The sequence below is a fragment of the Streptomyces sp. NPDC088097 genome (genome assembly GCF_044741845.1).
Classification (GTDB): domain Bacteria; phylum Actinomycetota; class Actinomycetes; order Streptomycetales; family Streptomycetaceae; genus Streptomyces.
This window is the reverse complement of the sequence record NZ_JBIUTJ010000026.1, coordinates 12,723-27,420: the sequence shown is the minus strand read 5'-3', so window position 1 is coordinate 27,420 and position 14,698 is coordinate 12,723. Positions and strand designations below refer to the sequence as shown.

17 protein-coding genes and 1 pseudogene are annotated in these 14,698 nt (G+C 69.1%); 9 read left to right on the top strand and 9 right to left on the bottom strand.

Annotated features, from left to right (window positions below; genetic code table 11):
• Positions 1-395 (top strand): transposase (locus ACIOD1_RS34640; RefSeq protein ID WP_401907123.1); only part of this gene is annotated, 395 nt, incomplete at its 5' end.
• Positions 396-404: 9 nt separating this feature from the next.
• On the opposite strand, the gene ACIOD1_RS34635 is transcribed toward ACIOD1_RS34640, so the two are convergent.
• Positions 405-1,127: an SDR family oxidoreductase gene (locus ACIOD1_RS34635; protein WP_401907121.1), complete on the bottom strand. Its 723-nt coding sequence runs from the start codon at positions 1,125-1,127 to the stop codon at positions 405-407.
• Between the two features lie 95 nt (positions 1,128-1,222).
• On the opposite strand from ACIOD1_RS34635, the gene ACIOD1_RS34630 reads away from it, so the two are divergent.
• The 4 genes from ACIOD1_RS34630 to ACIOD1_RS34615 all read left to right on the top strand — a co-directional run bounded on the left by ACIOD1_RS34630 (position 1,223) and on the right by ACIOD1_RS34615 (position 3,666).
• Positions 1,223-2,143 carry an AraC family transcriptional regulator gene (locus tag ACIOD1_RS34630; RefSeq protein WP_401907119.1) on the top strand — a complete coding sequence of 307 codons (921 nt, stop codon included), beginning with the start codon at positions 1,223-1,225 and terminating at the stop codon, positions 2,141-2,143.
• A 604-nt stretch (positions 2,144-2,747) separates the two neighbouring features.
• Positions 2,748-3,020 (top strand): hypothetical protein, encoded by a 273-nt coding sequence (locus ACIOD1_RS34625; RefSeq protein WP_401907117.1) that lies wholly within the window; start codon positions 2,748-2,750, stop codon positions 3,018-3,020.
• A complete protein-coding gene (locus tag ACIOD1_RS34620) occupies positions 3,017-3,388 on the top strand; it encodes a hypothetical protein (RefSeq protein ID WP_401907115.1) in 372 nt (123 codons plus the stop codon). Before ACIOD1_RS34625 ends, ACIOD1_RS34620 begins: the two co-directional genes overlap by 4 nt.
• A complete protein-coding gene (locus ACIOD1_RS34615) occupies positions 3,385-3,666 on the top strand; it encodes a hypothetical protein (protein ID WP_365625809.1) in 282 nt (93 codons plus the stop codon). Before ACIOD1_RS34620 ends, ACIOD1_RS34615 begins: the two co-directional genes overlap by 4 nt.
• Positions 3,667-3,954: 288 nt before the next feature.
• On the opposite strand, the gene ACIOD1_RS34610 is transcribed toward ACIOD1_RS34615, so the two are convergent.
• Together ACIOD1_RS34610 and ACIOD1_RS34605 are read right to left on the bottom strand one after the other, a co-directional pair.
• Positions 3,955-4,305 (bottom strand): DUF6233 domain-containing protein, encoded by a 351-nt coding sequence (locus tag ACIOD1_RS34610; RefSeq protein WP_401907113.1) that lies wholly within the window; start codon positions 4,303-4,305, stop codon positions 3,955-3,957.
• Positions 4,306-4,311: 6 nt separating this feature from the next.
• Positions 4,312-4,671, bottom strand: coding sequence for a hypothetical protein (locus ACIOD1_RS34605; RefSeq protein WP_365625814.1), 360 nt, complete (start codon positions 4,669-4,671; stop codon positions 4,312-4,314).
• 614 nt (positions 4,672-5,285) lie between these two features.
• On the opposite strand from ACIOD1_RS34605, the gene ACIOD1_RS34600 reads away from it, so the two are divergent.
• Positions 5,286-7,265: an FAD-dependent oxidoreductase gene (locus ACIOD1_RS34600; protein ID WP_401907125.1), complete on the top strand. Its 1,980-nt coding sequence runs from the start codon at positions 5,286-5,288 to the stop codon at positions 7,263-7,265.
• Positions 7,266-7,285: 20 nt separating this feature from the next.
• Here ACIOD1_RS34600 and ACIOD1_RS34595 read toward each other — a convergent pair whose 3' ends face one another.
• On the bottom strand, positions 7,286-9,244 hold the full coding sequence (locus tag ACIOD1_RS34595) for an NAD-binding lipoprotein (RefSeq protein ID WP_401907111.1): 1,959 nt from the start codon (positions 9,242-9,244) through the stop codon (positions 7,286-7,288).
• 626 nt (positions 9,245-9,870) lie between these two features.
• Here ACIOD1_RS34595 and ACIOD1_RS34590 point away from each other — a divergent pair.
• Positions 9,871-10,446, top strand: coding sequence for a transposase (locus tag ACIOD1_RS34590; RefSeq protein WP_401907110.1), 576 nt, complete (start codon positions 9,871-9,873; stop codon positions 10,444-10,446).
• 174 nt (positions 10,447-10,620) lie between these two features.
• Here ACIOD1_RS34590 and ACIOD1_RS34585 read toward each other — a convergent pair whose 3' ends face one another.
• The 4 genes from ACIOD1_RS34585 to ACIOD1_RS34570 all read right to left on the bottom strand — a co-directional run bounded on the left by ACIOD1_RS34585 (position 10,621) and on the right by ACIOD1_RS34570 (position 12,398).
• Complete coding sequence (locus ACIOD1_RS34585) at positions 10,621-11,016, bottom strand: hypothetical protein (protein ID WP_401907108.1); 396 nt, start codon at positions 11,014-11,016, stop codon at positions 10,621-10,623.
• Positions 11,017-11,358 (bottom strand): hypothetical protein, encoded by a 342-nt coding sequence (locus tag ACIOD1_RS34580; protein ID WP_401907106.1) that lies wholly within the window; start codon positions 11,356-11,358, stop codon positions 11,017-11,019.
• 200 nt (positions 11,359-11,558) lie between these two features.
• Complete coding sequence (locus ACIOD1_RS34575) at positions 11,559-11,843, bottom strand: hypothetical protein (protein ID WP_401907105.1); 285 nt, start codon at positions 11,841-11,843, stop codon at positions 11,559-11,561.
• A 315-nt stretch (positions 11,844-12,158) separates the two neighbouring features.
• Positions 12,159-12,398, bottom strand: a complete 240-nt coding sequence (locus ACIOD1_RS34570; RefSeq protein ID WP_401907103.1) for a hypothetical protein — start codon at positions 12,396-12,398, stop codon at positions 12,159-12,161.
• 194 nt (positions 12,399-12,592) lie between these two features.
• Here ACIOD1_RS34570 and ACIOD1_RS34565 point away from each other — a divergent pair, with 194 nt between their 5' ends.
• Positions 12,593-12,790: a hypothetical protein gene (locus ACIOD1_RS34565; protein ID WP_365630381.1), complete on the top strand. Its 198-nt coding sequence runs from the start codon at positions 12,593-12,595 to the stop codon at positions 12,788-12,790.
• Positions 12,791-13,484: 694 nt separating this feature from the next.
• Here the strand turns inward: ACIOD1_RS34565 and ACIOD1_RS34560 are convergent.
• On the bottom strand, positions 13,485-14,363 hold the full coding sequence (locus tag ACIOD1_RS34560; RefSeq protein ID WP_365630378.1) for an ATP-grasp domain-containing protein: 879 nt from the start codon (positions 14,361-14,363) through the stop codon (positions 13,485-13,487).
• Positions 14,364-14,409: 46 nt separating this feature from the next.
• Between ACIOD1_RS34560 and ACIOD1_RS34555 the strand changes: the two are divergent.
• Positions 14,410-14,622: pseudogene (locus tag ACIOD1_RS34555) on the top strand (Ku protein); the annotation flags it as partial.
• Between the last annotated feature and the right edge of the window lie 76 nt (positions 14,623-14,698).

Below are 14,698 nucleotides of genomic sequence, written 5' to 3'. Positions count from 1 at the left end.
GCAACGCCGCCGACTGCACCCGCTTCAAGGACGTCATGGGCACCATCAAGGTCCGCCGGGCCGGGTCCGGACGGCCTAGAACCCGACCGGACCACGTCCTGGGCGACAAGGGCTACAGCTCCCGCAAGATACGTGCTTGCCTGCGCAAACGCGGGATTGGCCACACCATTCCCGAACGCCGCGACCAGCGGGCCAACCGATCCCGCAGAGGCCGCGACGGAGGCAGACCGTGCGCCTTCGACAAGGAGCGCTACAAGAAGCGCAACGTCGTCGAACGCTGCTTCAACCGCCTGAAGCAGTACCGCGCGATCGCCACCCGCTATGACAAGACCCGCGAGTCCTACCAAGCAGCCGTCACCATCGCGTCCCTGATTCTCTGGCTCAAGCCCCTTTGAAGACACTGCCTAGACGATGGATCCGCCGCCGTCGAGCGTCAGTACGGAGCCGGTCGCGAAGGGGTTGTCCAGCAGGAAGAGATAGGCCGCGGCGGCGTCCTCGGGCTGCGCGACCTGGCCGGCGGGGAGTTCGCTGCCCTGGCTTTGGAAGAACGCTTCCGGCTCCGGGAGGAGGTCGTCCCACAGTTCGGTCCGCACGACGCCGGGGCGTACGGCGTTGACGCGGATCTTTCGCGGGGTCAGGTCGAGGGCGAGCGCTCGGGTCAGGGATTCGATCGCTCCCGTCGTGCTGGCGGGGATCGGCGAGGCGGGCAGGGGTCGGGTCGCGACCACTCCGGACGTGAGGACGATCGAGCCGCCCGGACGGATGGTCGCCGCCGCGTACTTCACGGCCAGGAACGCTCCCCAGTAGCGGACTTCGAAGGCGGCGCGTGCTTCCGCTGAGGTGATGTCCTCGATCCTCTTCAGGAGCAAGGCGTCTCCGGCCGTGTAGACGAGGTGGTCGAACTCGCCGAGTTCGGAGAAGAACGCGGCGATCGAGGACTCGTCCGTCACATCGATGTGGCGGCCCTCGGTGTTGCCGGGCAACTTGTTCGTGGCTGCGTCAACGCGTCCCTGATTGCGCGACGCGACGACGACGCGGGCTCCGTCCTTCGCGGCCTGCTCGGCGACTGCGTAGCCCATGCCCGAGGTGCCGCCGATGACGACGATCTTCTTCGTGTTCAGTGTCATGACGTGAAGCTATGTCAGCGCGATGAGACGATGAATGGCTAAGAATCTCGATCTACTGTCCGATCGTCTCGATTGCCCGGCACTATCATCGCGTTGTGGACATCCTCAGTGACACCCTGGCCGCGTTGAGAACGGGACGTCCGAGCGCCGTCTGCACCGAGGTGCGCGGGCCGTGGGGCTTCCGCGTCCAGGCCGTCGTAGGGGCCGCGTTCCATGTGGTCGGGGAGGGGCGGTGCCTGCTTGTGCCGCCGGCCGGGGACCCGATCGAGCTCGGCGCGGGCGACGTGGTCTTCCTGCGTCGGAGCAGCGGCCACGTCCTGGCCGACTCGCTGTCGAGCCCGGTCGTGGACTTCGATCCGGTGCCGGTCGACGCGGGTTCGCCGATCGGCTACTTCGTCGCCGACGGCGTCGGTGCGCGGACCCGCCTGCTGTGCGGCGCGTACAAACTTGATGTGGACCACCGGCATCCGCTGCTGCGCGAACTTCCGGAGGTCATCCATCTTCCCGCCCGTCCGGGGCGTCATCCGGCGTTGCAGGCGACGGTCGATCAGCTCTGCGTCGAGATGAACGCCCCGCGTCCCGGATCCGACGCTGTCGTCAGGTCACTCATGGACTTGCTTCTCGTCTATATATTGCGGTGCTGGTACGAGGAGCAGTCGCGCGAGCACGCCGGGGGCTGGGCCGCGGCTCTCACCGATCCGGTGATCGCGCCGGCGCTGCATGCGATCCACGAGGCTCCCGGGCATCCGTGGACCGTCGAATCCCTTGGCGGCAGAGCGGGCCTGTCGCGGGCGGCGTTCGCGCGGCGGTTCACCGCCGTCGTCGGCGACCCGCCGTTGAGCTACCTGACGACGTGGCGCATGACGACGGCCGGGCGGCTCCTGAGGGACGGAGACCTCTCGCTGAGTACCGTCGCGGCGAACACCGGGTACACCTCGGAGCTCGCGTTCGCCAAGGCTTTCAAGCGTCACTTCGGGACGCCGCCGGGCGCCTACCGGCGCAAGGCGCGGCCCTGATCACCCTGGGTGATGTTCCTGACGACTCACCGGGCCGGTGAGCCATGCCGGACAAGGTCAACGGTCAACTGCCGAGATCGACCTGCTCAAATCCGCTGCGTGGGGGGTACGGCTGATTTGCCGGAGTCGACGAAAGTGCCTGAAACGGGCCCTGTCGTGCCGTAAAGTCGCAGGTCGGCAAGCCTGCTCCCCGCGCACGCCTGGATTGACCCCTGAGTGCCGGGCCACCACCCGCGCAGGCTCACCTGCTCCCAGCGCACGCGGGGATGCCCCCCATCGTTCGTCTCCGTCTCAGCTCGTTTGCTGCTCCCCGCGCACGCGGGGATGAACCCCGATGGTCGTGAGTACCGTGAAGAAGAGCCGGCTGCTCCCCGCGCACGCGGGGATGACCCCGACGCCCAGTCCGGACCGGCCCCAACACTCCGCTGCTCCCCGCACGCGCGGGGATGAACCCCTCAGTCACGCCCGGTATCAGTCCGACTGACTGCTCAGGGCTTGGGCGGGTATGCCCCGCCCAAGCCAGGACTAGACCGTAGAGGGTGACCGTGCTGCCTGATCGTCAAGCGCGCTTGCGTTTGCGTTGTCTCCCGAGGAGGATCGCCCCATGACGACCTTCCCGCGCCTGTCCCAGGTGACTCTGGAGCCGCGCGAAACCCGTGAGCTGGATCAGCTGGCCCGGGACGTCGAGGAGTGCGCCGCGGCCTTGGAGCGGGCTCGGGCTGCGCTCGGCGAGGCCGCCGGACGGATCGCCGCAACCTACGAACGCGGCGGCCCCGCCGCTGTTGCCGCGCGAGTCGGCTGGTCCCGCCAGCACGTCTCCACCCTGGCCGCCACGCACCGGCGCAGGCGCCCTGAAACGCAGGAAGGCGCGGCATGAGCACTGCTGCCGAGCACCCCAGGGGCGGTGCCGTACCGCAGCCGCCGGCCACGGTCGAGGAGCTGCGGACGGCATTGACGCGGATCGCGCCCGAGGCCGTGGCCACGTTCGATGCCGAGCGTGCCGAGGCTGTGACCCGTGCGCGGCAGGAGGTCAGCTCCGCTCCGATGCGGCGCTTCCTGCGGCAGTGGGCCCTTCACGTGGCGATCGAGCGACACCCGGACATGGCCGACCGGCTGCGCCGGCTCGAAGCCCGGGCCGCCTCCGTCGACAGCATCGAGGAGGGTCGGATGGTCGCCGCGGAGATCGGGCGGATCCTCGACAAAGCCGCGGCGGAGGCCGGACTGCCCCACAGTGGGGAGTCTTGAGCCGCTGGCGCTGGGAGTACGACCGTGATTCCGAGTACGTCGTCAAGGGGCTGCCTCCTCATGTGATCGCCGAGGTGGAACGCCTGGCCGGCGAACTCGTCTCCCTGGCCGAGGTCGGCGTCGACGTCAGTGACATCGGCGAGGGCGCCCGTCGTGGCGTTAGCGGAGGACTGCGCCGCATTCCCCTGCTGTCCAACGGTTGGTTCTACGCCTTGCCTCTGCCGAGACTTCGACTCATCGCACTCGTACGCGTGATTCCCCCGTACGCGGAGCTGTAGGAGCGCCAGACCCCCGTCGACGGGGATCCCGGCAAGCAAGCATGATCATGGTCGACCCGCGCGGCAGGTGAGAGGGGTGCCCGGCACATCCCTGCCCTTCGACGCCTGTTCGAGGGGTCCCGTCCGCCTGCAAAACGGCGAAACCGGTGTGCGTCCTGGCTTCGCCTTCCGGGCCCCGCTTCTCGTGTCTCGGACGGGACCCCGTAACTACAAGAGGGGCCACGGTCTGCCTTTTGTGTCTGCCGCGAGATGGGATCGGCGGCTTTCGATCATGCCGGAGGAAGCCGGTCAGTTGTCCAGAAGTCCGAGCTCGCTGTCGGGTCGGCACAGCGGACACGCGATCACCGACGGCACTGTCCTCAGTACCTCCAGGACCGCCTCGCGGCTGGCGGGGCGACCGCGGTTGGTCACCCTGCAGGCGCCGGTGTGGACGCGGTCGGGTCGGCGGGAGACGCCAATGCCGTACTCGATCCACCAGCGGGGCGGCTCCGGTGGCGGGCGCCGCCGACTCCGATCGTCTTCGGCGGCCTGGACGGCGCTGATTCTCTCGTCGACGCGGGCGAGGGTGAGCTCCAGCCAGCGACGTATGACCAGGAGCTGGTCCAGAGCTGGCGGGAGGGGCAGGAGGGGGTCAGGCATGGCGGGCTACGCCGCCTCGGTCACGTCGTCGGGTGCGATGGGGCGGGTCTGCTTCTTCAGCTGCATCCGGGCATCCACCAGGCCGTCACGGGAGACGGACGCCCAGTGCGGGTGGTTGGCTACGGCGATCGACAGCTCCCGGATCTCCGCCCACATCCGGTCGACCGTCTCCTTCTGCTCGTTGCTCCAGCCGGGGCTGTCGGGGACGTCGCCGCGATGGGAGTACCGCTCGCCCCGCGCCCAGCCCGCGATGGGTTCCACACTCCAGGGCAAGGCGGCCAGGTAGGCACGGTGCTCCGCGTGGGCGCGGTGAAGGTGCTCTTGGAGCTGGATCAGGTCGTCGGGGAAGGGAGCAGTGTCAGTCACCCTTGAATCGTAAGTCTGTTCGAATTAAGATGGGAAGTCGAAACTCCGGATAGTCCCCCGTTCGGCGCCAGGCTCGACTGGCCGCTCCTCTCTGCCTGGGTTGAGGCGGGGTCTCCGATCGAGTGCGACCCCGCCCTGTTGGCCATCTGCGGCTGGGGCCGATCGACCGCGGCTTTGCGCGTCCCGGAGACGTCGCGAGCCTAGGGGGACCTGTGGGGAGGGGGCATCTCCCGCCTGCACCCTCGGTGCACCTCTCTGCCTCTTGATCGACCAGCGCTGCGTGAGTAGCTCGTTGAAATCCACCGTGAGGATCCTCAAGCTGCTCTCCGACGGTCGTGCGTCCTGCTCCCCGCATGCGCGGGGATGACCCCGGAGCCGTTGAAAGCAGGCGGCACCGGAGGCTCTGCTCCCCGAGCCCCGGGGACACGTGGCCAGGTGGAACATCCGGCGGTGCAGCCAGTGCGGCGCTCGGCTGCTCGGAACGAAGGCCGCCCGTACGAAACTCAGTTCGTCAGCACGGGACGGCGCGCGACGCACGTCTGGGTGGTACTTTCCCGCGCGGGTGCATTCTGGCCGTTCGGGTCCGGGCGGGCGGCAAGAGTTGGGTCATGATCATGGAACCCGATGCCAACTCCGAAACCCCTGAAGCTTCTGGTACCCGCGGCGGGCCCGCACCGGCGCCCTCCCGCCAGCCCTCCCGTCGTACCGTCATCGCCGGCGCGGCCGGCATTGCCGGCGGGGCCGTCATCGCCGGAGCCGGCGGGCTGACGGTCGCCGCCACCTCCGCCGAGACCGCGCAGGCCGTCTCCGCCACCGCGGTCGCCGACTGGGGCGCCTGTCTGACGATCGCCCGGGCCATCCTCGTACGGGACGACGAGGACCAGCCGCTCGTACCGCGCTACGCCGACATCCTCCTGAAGAACGGCCTGCCCCGCTCGCGCCGTTCCGGCAGGAAGGTGCTGATCGTCGGCGCCGGGCCGGCCGGCCTCACCGCCGCACACCTCCTGCACGAAGCCGGCCACCAGGTCACCGTCATCGAGGCCAACGCCAACCGGGTGGGCGGCCGGATCAAGACCTTCCGCACCGGCGGCCACGAGAACGCCGCCCAGCCCTTCGCCGACCCGAAGCAGTACGCCGAGGCCGGCGCGATGCGCATCCCCGACAGCCACCCGCTGGTCACCGGACTGATGGACAGCCTCGGCCTCAAGCGCCGGCGCTTCCACCTGGTCGACGTGGACGGGGCCGGCCGCCCCGCCTACCGGACGTGGATCTACGTCAACGGCATCCGCGTCCGCCGCGCAGACTACGCGCGCGCCCCGCAGGCGCTCAATCGTTCCTTCGGAGTGCCGCAGGCGTACGAGTCCGTCCCCGCCTCGCAGATCGTCCGCGACGCCTTCGCCCCCGTACGCAAGGAGATCGACGGCAAGAAGGACAAGGAACTCGTCGAGGGCTGGGCACGAGTCATCCAGCGCTACGGCCACATGTCGATGTACCGCTTCCTGACGGAGGAGGCCAGACTCGACGAGCGGACCATCGACCTGATCGGAACCGTCGAGAACCTCACCTCTCGCCTGCACCTTGCCTTCGTACACAGTTTCATCGGTGCCTCCCTGATCAGCCCCGACACCGCCTTCTACGAACTGCCCGACGGCACCGCCACCCTGGCCGACGCGATGTACGCCCGCGTGCAGGACCTCGTGCGGCTCGACCGCCGTGCCACCCGCATCACCCATGGCGAGGGCAGGGTCACCGTCGAGGCCGTCTCCGAGGGCCGCGGCGGCAGCCCCGTGCGGCGCGAGACCTTCACCGCCGACACCGCCATCATCACCGTCCCCTTCTCCGGCCTGCGGCACATCCCCATCGCCCCGGCGCTCTCCTACGGCAAGCGGCGCGCGGTCACCGAGCTGCACTACGACGCCGCCACCAAGGTGTTGCTCGAATTCAGCCGCCGCTGGTGGGAGTTCGACGAGGCCGACTGGAAGCGCGAGCTGGAGGCCGTGCAGCCCGGCCTGTACCGGAAGTATCAGACCGGGCAGAGCCCGGCGAACGGAACCCTGCTGGGCGCCCACTCCTCCGTACCTGAGGGCCACATCTCCGCGGGCCAGCGCGCCCACTACGCCGCCAGCCGTGTGGTCACCCGCGACCAGCCCGAGGCGGCCGGCGTCATCGGGGGCGGCTCGGCCACCGACAACCCCAACCGCTTTATGTTCCAGCCCTCCTACCCCGTCGAAGGCAGCGCCGGAGGCGTTATCCTCGCCTCCTACAGCTGGTCGGACGACGCCCTGAAGTGGGACTCCCTGGACGACGAGGAGCGCTACCCACGCGCCCTCGCCGGGGTCCAAGAGGTGTTCGGGCAGCGCATCGAGGTGTTCTACACCGGCGTCGGCCGCACCCAGTCCTGGATGCGCGACCCATACGCCTACGGCGAGGCGTCCGTACTGCTGCCCGGCCAGCACACCGAGCTCTTCTCCCACGTCCGCAAGGCCGAGGGCAACCTGCACTTCGCCGGCTGCCACACCTCCATCAAGCCCGCGTGGATCGAAGGAGCCCTGGAATCCGCGGTACGGACCGCCCTGGAAGTGCACACGGCGTAGCGGCCGCCCCGGCGGTGCCGTCAGCTCTCGGCGAGCACGATCAGCCAGTCCTCCTCCAAGAACCGGACCCGCTGCCGCTTGTCGGGGTTGATCCGCACCCCGTAGTCGGGGCCCATGGCGCTCCGCGCGCGCAGCCGGTAGCCGACCGCGCATTCCCTGCGCCGCCTCGCCGCCTCGACGGCGGTGGCGAACGAGACCTCATGGCCGGCCCGGACGTAGTCCGCGGCCGGCTTGAGGTGGAACTCGTGGCCCTCCGCTGTGAACAACTCCTCGAAGACCGCGGCGAGATACGGGCTCTGTGAGATCTGGGTCATCAGAAGGCTGATCAGCCTGCCGCTCACGATGAAGTCGGCGCCGTCCCGGGCCGGTGCGAGGAGCCGGTTGCCGTCGTCGGACATCTCGGTGGTGACCGCGAGTTCCCGCTGGGCGGCCTCCCCGACGGCCCGCAGATGCAGCAGGGTGACCAGCGTCCTGTCGTCCGCCCACGCCTCCGGATCCGTCACCGGAGCGAGGGAGGCGACGGGCGTGTCCGAGGCCGAGCCGCAGACCGAGGCCGCGAGCTCCGTCTCACCGATCACGATCACGCTGTCGTACGAGGGCACGTCCAGCTTGGCCAGGGTCAGCGGGTCGGTGATGTCGCCCTCGCGGAAGGAGACTTCGAGGCGGGATCGCGCGGCCGTGACGGCCAGCGCGCCGCGGGCGGCCGCGTACTCACCGAGCGCCACGACATCCAGGGTGGTTCCCGGGCTCACGTACTGGTCGAGTTGCTCGATGACGAGCGGGGCGCGGCGGTTCCAGCCGAGCAGCAGGAGTCGTTCGGCCCGGGCGGTCCGGGGCCCGGCCGTCACGATCGCGTCCTCCTCGACCTGGGAGGCCACGTCCGCCCGCACGGCCGTGTCGTCGTCCTGGGAGATGACGATGATCCGGTCGCCCGGGCCGATCGCCGCCCCCGGATCCGGATTGAGGGTGACGCTCCCGTCGGTGTGCAGCAGACCGACCGCCGAGGACGTGGCGAACGACAGCAGCGCCTCGCCGAACGTACGCCCCACCAGGCCCCCGGCGGCGACCGGGTAGAACTCGTCGCCCTCGAAGTCCAGCAACTCCGAGTAGACGAGCGAGAGGCCGGGCTGCCTGGCCGTCGAGACGAGAAGCCGGGCGACGATGTCGTCGACGCACAGGACGTGTCCCGTGGGCCCGGCGGCCAACCTGGCGGTCATGTGGTTGCGGGAGTCACGGACGGCGGCGACCACCACCGCCTCCCCATCACCGAACCCGGGGACGGCCGCGTCGAGGGCGAGCAGGGTCTTCACCACATGGGCGTCACCGGTGTCCCCGGTGGGAGGCAGCACCAGGACCGCCTTCGCGGTGCGCGGACTCACCCGGCACAGCTCGGTGGGGTCGGTGGTGCTCCCGTTGCGGCAGATGATCCGCGTCCTGCCGCGGTCGCTCACGCGGGTGGAGACCTCGTCCTCCATCCACACCTTGTCCTGCGGGGCGAGCACGGCGACGGCGGAGCGGCGCTGGTTGGCGTGGGCGGCCACCAGCTCCCCGATTACGGGAAAAACCTGGTCCGACCACCCCAAGACGACGGTGTGCCGCGTCTCCAGCACGGTGGAGTGGCCCAGGCGCAGTGACATGATGCGCCGGTTGATGCCCGTGGTGATCAGACTGACCAGGGTCGACACGAAGAGCAGCGCCACCAGCGCGAGGGATACGGAAGCCAGCACGTAGAGCGGGGAGCCGACCGCACCCCCGATCTTCAGCGTCTGGCCGACGCTGACCCACACGGCGGTGAGTCGGCCGGAGAGCGTGGCCGGAGCGGCCCGGTCGGACCAGACGAGGACCATGCTCGCCGGAACGACGACGGCGAGGCAGGCCAGGGCGAGCCAGCCGATGAGCGCGGTCGTTCCCCCCGAGACCAGATGGTCGAAGCGGTACCGGAGACGGAGCCGGACTGACGTCGTGTGCTGCTGCGCCACACAAGCTCCCGTACATAAGTCGACGCGCGATCGGAGCGGCTGCCCGCCACTCCAGAAGTCACCCTAGGCAGATCAGTGCTCCCGCCTCCCTTGAACCCGACCGACCTCACTCAGAGGTATGAACGCACCATGGAAGCCGGGCCGGGCGGGGCGCCGAGCGCGACGTTGGTGTGTCCCCCCTTCAGCGTCAGGCTCGACTGGCCGCTCCTCGCCGGCCTGGGCTGAGGTGGGGTCGCCGATCGAGTGCGGTCCCGCCCTGTTGGCCGTCTGGTCGATCCTCGGGGCCCCGCGCATCCCCGAGAGGTCGCGAGCCCCGGCCCCTGCGGAGGGGCCATCTCACCCGCCTGCGCCCTCGACGCACCCCTCTGCCTTTGATCGACCGGCGCTGCGCGAGCAGCACGTTGAAATCCACCACGAGGATCTAAATGGGCTAATTGTCGGAATCAGTGAAAGTGCCTGAAAACCTTCCTTAGCCCGGATAGAGTCGCAGGTCAGTAAGCCTGCTCCCCGCGCGCGCGGGGATGAGCCCGTCGCGAGGAGGGCGAGCGCCCAGCGGTGCGCCTGCTCCCCGCACGCCTGTGAACACACGTGCCTGGATCGTGTTCCTCGACGAATCAGGTGTCTCCTTGCTCCCTCAGATCCGCCGCACTTACGCGCCCCGAGGCCGCACTCCGCTCCTGCGGCACCGCCTGAACTGGAAGCGGGCGTCGATGGCCGGGGCTCTGGGCTACCACTCCACCGACCCCGAACGCGGGGCCCGCCTGTGCTTCCACCTCAAGCCCGGCAGCTACGACACCGTCGGGCTCATCGAGGTCCTCGAGCAGATGAAGGTGTTCTACCGCGGCGAGCGCGTGGTCCTGGTCTGGGACGGCCTGTCCGCCCACTGGAGCCGAGCGATGCGGGCCTGGGTCGCCGAACAGGACTGGCTCACCATGGAACGATTACCCGCCTACGCTCCCGAGCTGAACCCGGTGGAACTGCTGTGGTCCTCGCTCAAGAAGCGTGAACTCGCCAACCTCGCCACCACCTCGCCGATGTCGCCGACGCCACCGAACAAGGCATCCACCGCATCAACAACAACCCTCAACTTCCATGGTCATTCCTCACCCACACCGGCCTCACCATCCACCCACCACACCCACCGAACTTACGAAAAATCAGTAGTACTCGTCCAGGCGATCAGGTGCGGGGCCAGATGGTGAGGGCTGCGGCAGTCGCAGTGTCGAGGGTCCGCTGCTGCGAAGAACAAGTCGGTTCGTCCTCCCTCTCGGTGAGAGGGAGGACGACTTCTGCGGTGGGAGGAGCCCGTATCCTGCCGGGCGCAGCGCGCCCGGCAGGATACGGGCAAGCCCCATATGCCGCCGGGCGCCGTGCTGTTACGGGTTCCAGGTGGCAGTGATCCTGACCACGCCCGGCGCCGTGGGGAGGCCCGGGATGGTGACCGTGGTGGGAGCTGCCCAGGTGCGGTCGGTGTGGCGGATGGTGTGCAGGAGCTGGCCGCCGGTGGTGCTGATGGCGACCTGGACCTCGCCGTTGACAGCGGCCGCGGAGACGGACTTCGCGGTGACGGTGCCGATGACGCCCTTCAGCTCGGTGAGGGGCGTCCAGGTTCCGTTGAAGTTGCGGACCGCATGGTACTGGCGGGTTCCGTTGTCCGTGGCAAGCACAATGTGCGCTTCGTCCCCAGCGCCTGCCATGGCGACGGCGGTCACGCGGCCCGTGGCGCCGGCGGCCTGGGCGACGCTGCCCCAGCCGAGCCAACTCCCGCTCACCTAGCGGATGGTGTGGTAGGGCTTGCCACCGCTGATGACGGTGACCTGCAATTCACCCTTGACGTTGGCGGCCGCCGCAGCGGTCACGTTCGGAACGGAAGCCGAGGAGATCTGACCGAACTTGGTCCAGGTACCGTTGGCCAGACGGACGGTGTGGAAGGCCTTGCCGTCGGCGACGGCGACGACGTGCAGGTCGTAGCCGATACTGGTGGCGGTGACCTGAGTCAGGTTACCGAGGGCGTTGGTCGCGGCGAAGACGTCACCGAACTGTCCCCACGTGCCGTCCTGCTTGCGGATGGTGTGGAACAGACCCCCGCTGTTACTGACGGCGAGGATGTGCATGTCACCGTTGATGCCCCAGGCGGTGCCGGAGCGGATGCCGCCGATGTTCCCGGCCTTGGCCTGGGCGTCGGTGAAACCGGTCCAAGAGCCGTCGGGCAGGCGGATGCCCTGGTACAGGCTGCTGCCGGACTGTACGAGCGTCTCGGTCTTCCAGCCCGGGAGCTTGTCGCCGCAAGGGGGGCGCCTTTGAACTGGCGGCTTTACTTCGACAGGTCCACGCAGTCCGACAGCGTCGCCCTGGGCGTCGTGGCGTCCATGTCGAGGGCGGTCACCGCGGCCTTGTGCCCGATCTCCCCCCGCACGGCCGTCCCGGCCTCGCGCATCCGGGCCGAATCGTTGCGGATCTGCCCGAGCGCGTCCGCCGTCGCGCGCTTCTCCAGGTCGGTGCCCCTCGCGTCGGCCGCCTGGTAGGCCTTCCTCTGCTCCGCCGACATCGATCCGTACGCCACGCCCACCGCCTCCCGTACCGCCACCCGACCAGCCACCACGCCTCCCGACCCACCAATGATCACCACGCCACCGTAACGGTCCGTAGTCAAAAGATCACCAGAGATTCCGCCCAACCCACTGCCCCGACCACACTCCTGACCTGCCATGGGGAGACCACCGGTGCGTAGATCGGTGAGTCACCGATCCACTCACCGGTGACTCACCGCTGAACTCACCGGACCCCACGGACAGACCGCGACCACGCCGGAGAGAGACGCCCGTTGCCGGCAGGGACTGCCGGGGTGCCCGATGGGTCCCAGGGGGCCGTCACCGGGCCGCGGTGGGCCCGTGCCTTGGTCTGTCCGCAAGCGTCATCGTTGGCGGAGGGTGCACGCCACCGTGAAGGTGGCCGCCAGGACGGTGGCCACCCCTGCGACCGCGGCTACGACGTCGGTCAACGCGGGATGCGTGACGCACGCGTAGCCGGTCGCCGCGAGGACCAAGAGCACGACCAAGGCCACGAGCAGGGTCTGGACACGGTCGCCGCCCGAGGGCTGCGGGGCCGGCTGCCGAGGCTGGAACGGCGACTGCTGCTGTTCGGCGATGGACATGAGGGTTCCCTCCCACTGCGCCCGGCGGACGGTCCGCTGACGGGCAGACAGCACCGTGCGGCACCCGATACCTACGGCCGCAACTGGTGACACCAGGGTTATGGGTCGGCAACCGCACAATGTGACGCTCGACCTCCCACCCATTTTCCGCAGCCAGTGCCCACGACCGCCCTGAACGGGGTGAAACTGGACAGATGAACGAGCGTCGCCCGCTGGGCACCGGCCCCCGCCCCGCCACTCCCCAGGCCCCGCCCTCCGCCGCGCGCCGTGCACGCCTGGCTGCCGAGGGACCCGAGACGACCACGCTGGCCCGGGCCGGGGCAGCCGAGCACGAGCACGCCGCCTCAGTCCGGCGCCGTCTCGGTGCCGGCACTGGTACCGACGACGACTGACCGTGCGAGCAAGCCAGGCTTGCCCGGCCGCGCTTACCCGACCGGTTACCTCAACCTCGGTTCCCCGCTCTGATCAGGGCAGACGACCCCGGAACCCGACTCCCCCGCCGGAGCCTGCCCAGCAGCACCCAGGCTTGCCCAGGCGCCGGAGCAGAGGGGCTTGCCCACCCCACCCCAGACCCGGCTGGCTCGCCCCGGCCGAGCCGGAAGGGGATGCACCGGGAGGGGGTTACACCGTTGCGTGCAGGAGTGCGGCGGGAGTTGCACCGGAGGTACTACCGGAGATGGGCACCTACCAAACCGGACGGGTCCCGTTCTCGCAGGTCAGACCGCGTGGGCAAGCCTGTCAAGCGCGCCGGCACCTCTTTCCTGCGATAGCCAGGGAGAGGTCCAGTGGTGCTGTGGGGGCCGGGCCGTCGACCACCCCGGGCAGGTGCACGTGACCAACCCTGGGGCGCAGGGAGATAGTCCTTGGCCCATTGCGCCTGGCCGACGGGGAGCCATCGCCGACGACCGGCCCTCCGACTTCTCAGGCGCTTCGACGACTCGGCGTTGCCAAGGGCCATCACGTCGGCGAGTTCGCCGCAGTCGGACTCGTCCGTCACCGCGACACAGACGACTGGCTCTCGCCCACGAACCGGTCAAGGCCCGATGAGCAGACCACTTGACTTGGTGTGGGGAAGGAGCGCGAGTGCTACGAACCGACCAGCAGTGCGGCCAATTCGCTTCGGCTGATCGACTGGTGCAGATCACTGACTTGGCCATCCCCGACTTCGATGACCCGCCACACCCCGTCCGAGCGGAGGGCCACGTCGGTGGTGACGAACCGGCATCCCAGACGCCGCACCGCAGGCCTGATGTGATCAAGGTCGGGCACCAGCCCGCGCCCAGACGGGCTATCCGGATGGGGCGTCAGCAGCCTGGGTTCACCGTCGAGCCACCAGACGCGCACTTCAGCCGCGACGGACTCAAGCCGCGAGAACGCCTCGAAGGCGCGCAGAACGATCCCACCAGCCAGGAACTCCTCCTGCAACTCCGCAAAGCGCTGTACGACCCGCGTCAGCTGCACGGCGTCGGCGAGATCGGGAATGAAGCACGCTTGCTCCCACTCGTGCTTGCGCGATTTGACGTAGTCCTTCACGATTCCCGAGCCTGGCAGCAGGGGCTCGGCGAGAGCAGCCAGGTCTTCGGCGGTCAGCACCTCACCGGGCTTCGTGGGACGCCACACGCTCGCGGGCGAGACGTCGACGAACATCGCATACCAATGTGGCAGTTCGTGAGCGGTGCGGTACTGCTGGGGTGTCACGAGCAGCGCGGTACCACGACGGCTCAGGGCCTCAGCCAACGCGGCGTATCGATCGCTGGGAATCATCCAGCCTCGGTACCAGGCACTTCCCAGCCCACCCGGAACTTGCGCAACTGCCCGCTGCGCGTCGCCCTGCAACAGGGCGTCGTGGTCGATCAGCCCTACTGTCCCGCCACAGGCGCGGACCTCCCGAGCTTCCAGCGCGAAGTGTTCGTCTACGCGTCGAGGGTTCAACGAATCGCTGCAGTACAGGACAGGCATCGGCATGACCGACACGCTACGGAACCCCCAGCTCTCGGGCCACGGGTTTCGCGTGTCCTTCCGGCAGGTCCACACCGCCGACGGCGGCCGGATCCGCTACCGGAAGGTGTGCGAGCCGGCCGGTCGGGAGCTGGAGCAGGCGGAGATCACCCGCGGCCATGAGAGCGCTACCGGTGCCCCGATCCCGGTGACGGACCAGGACCCGGACAACCTGCCGCCGCCCACTGCGAAGGCCATCGACATCGTCGCGTTCCTGCCCGCCGAAGCGCATGAGTGAACGAGATCCTGAAGGCGTTCGGGTTTCTGGGGGGGGTGCAGGGTCGCTGTGCGCGGTTTATAGG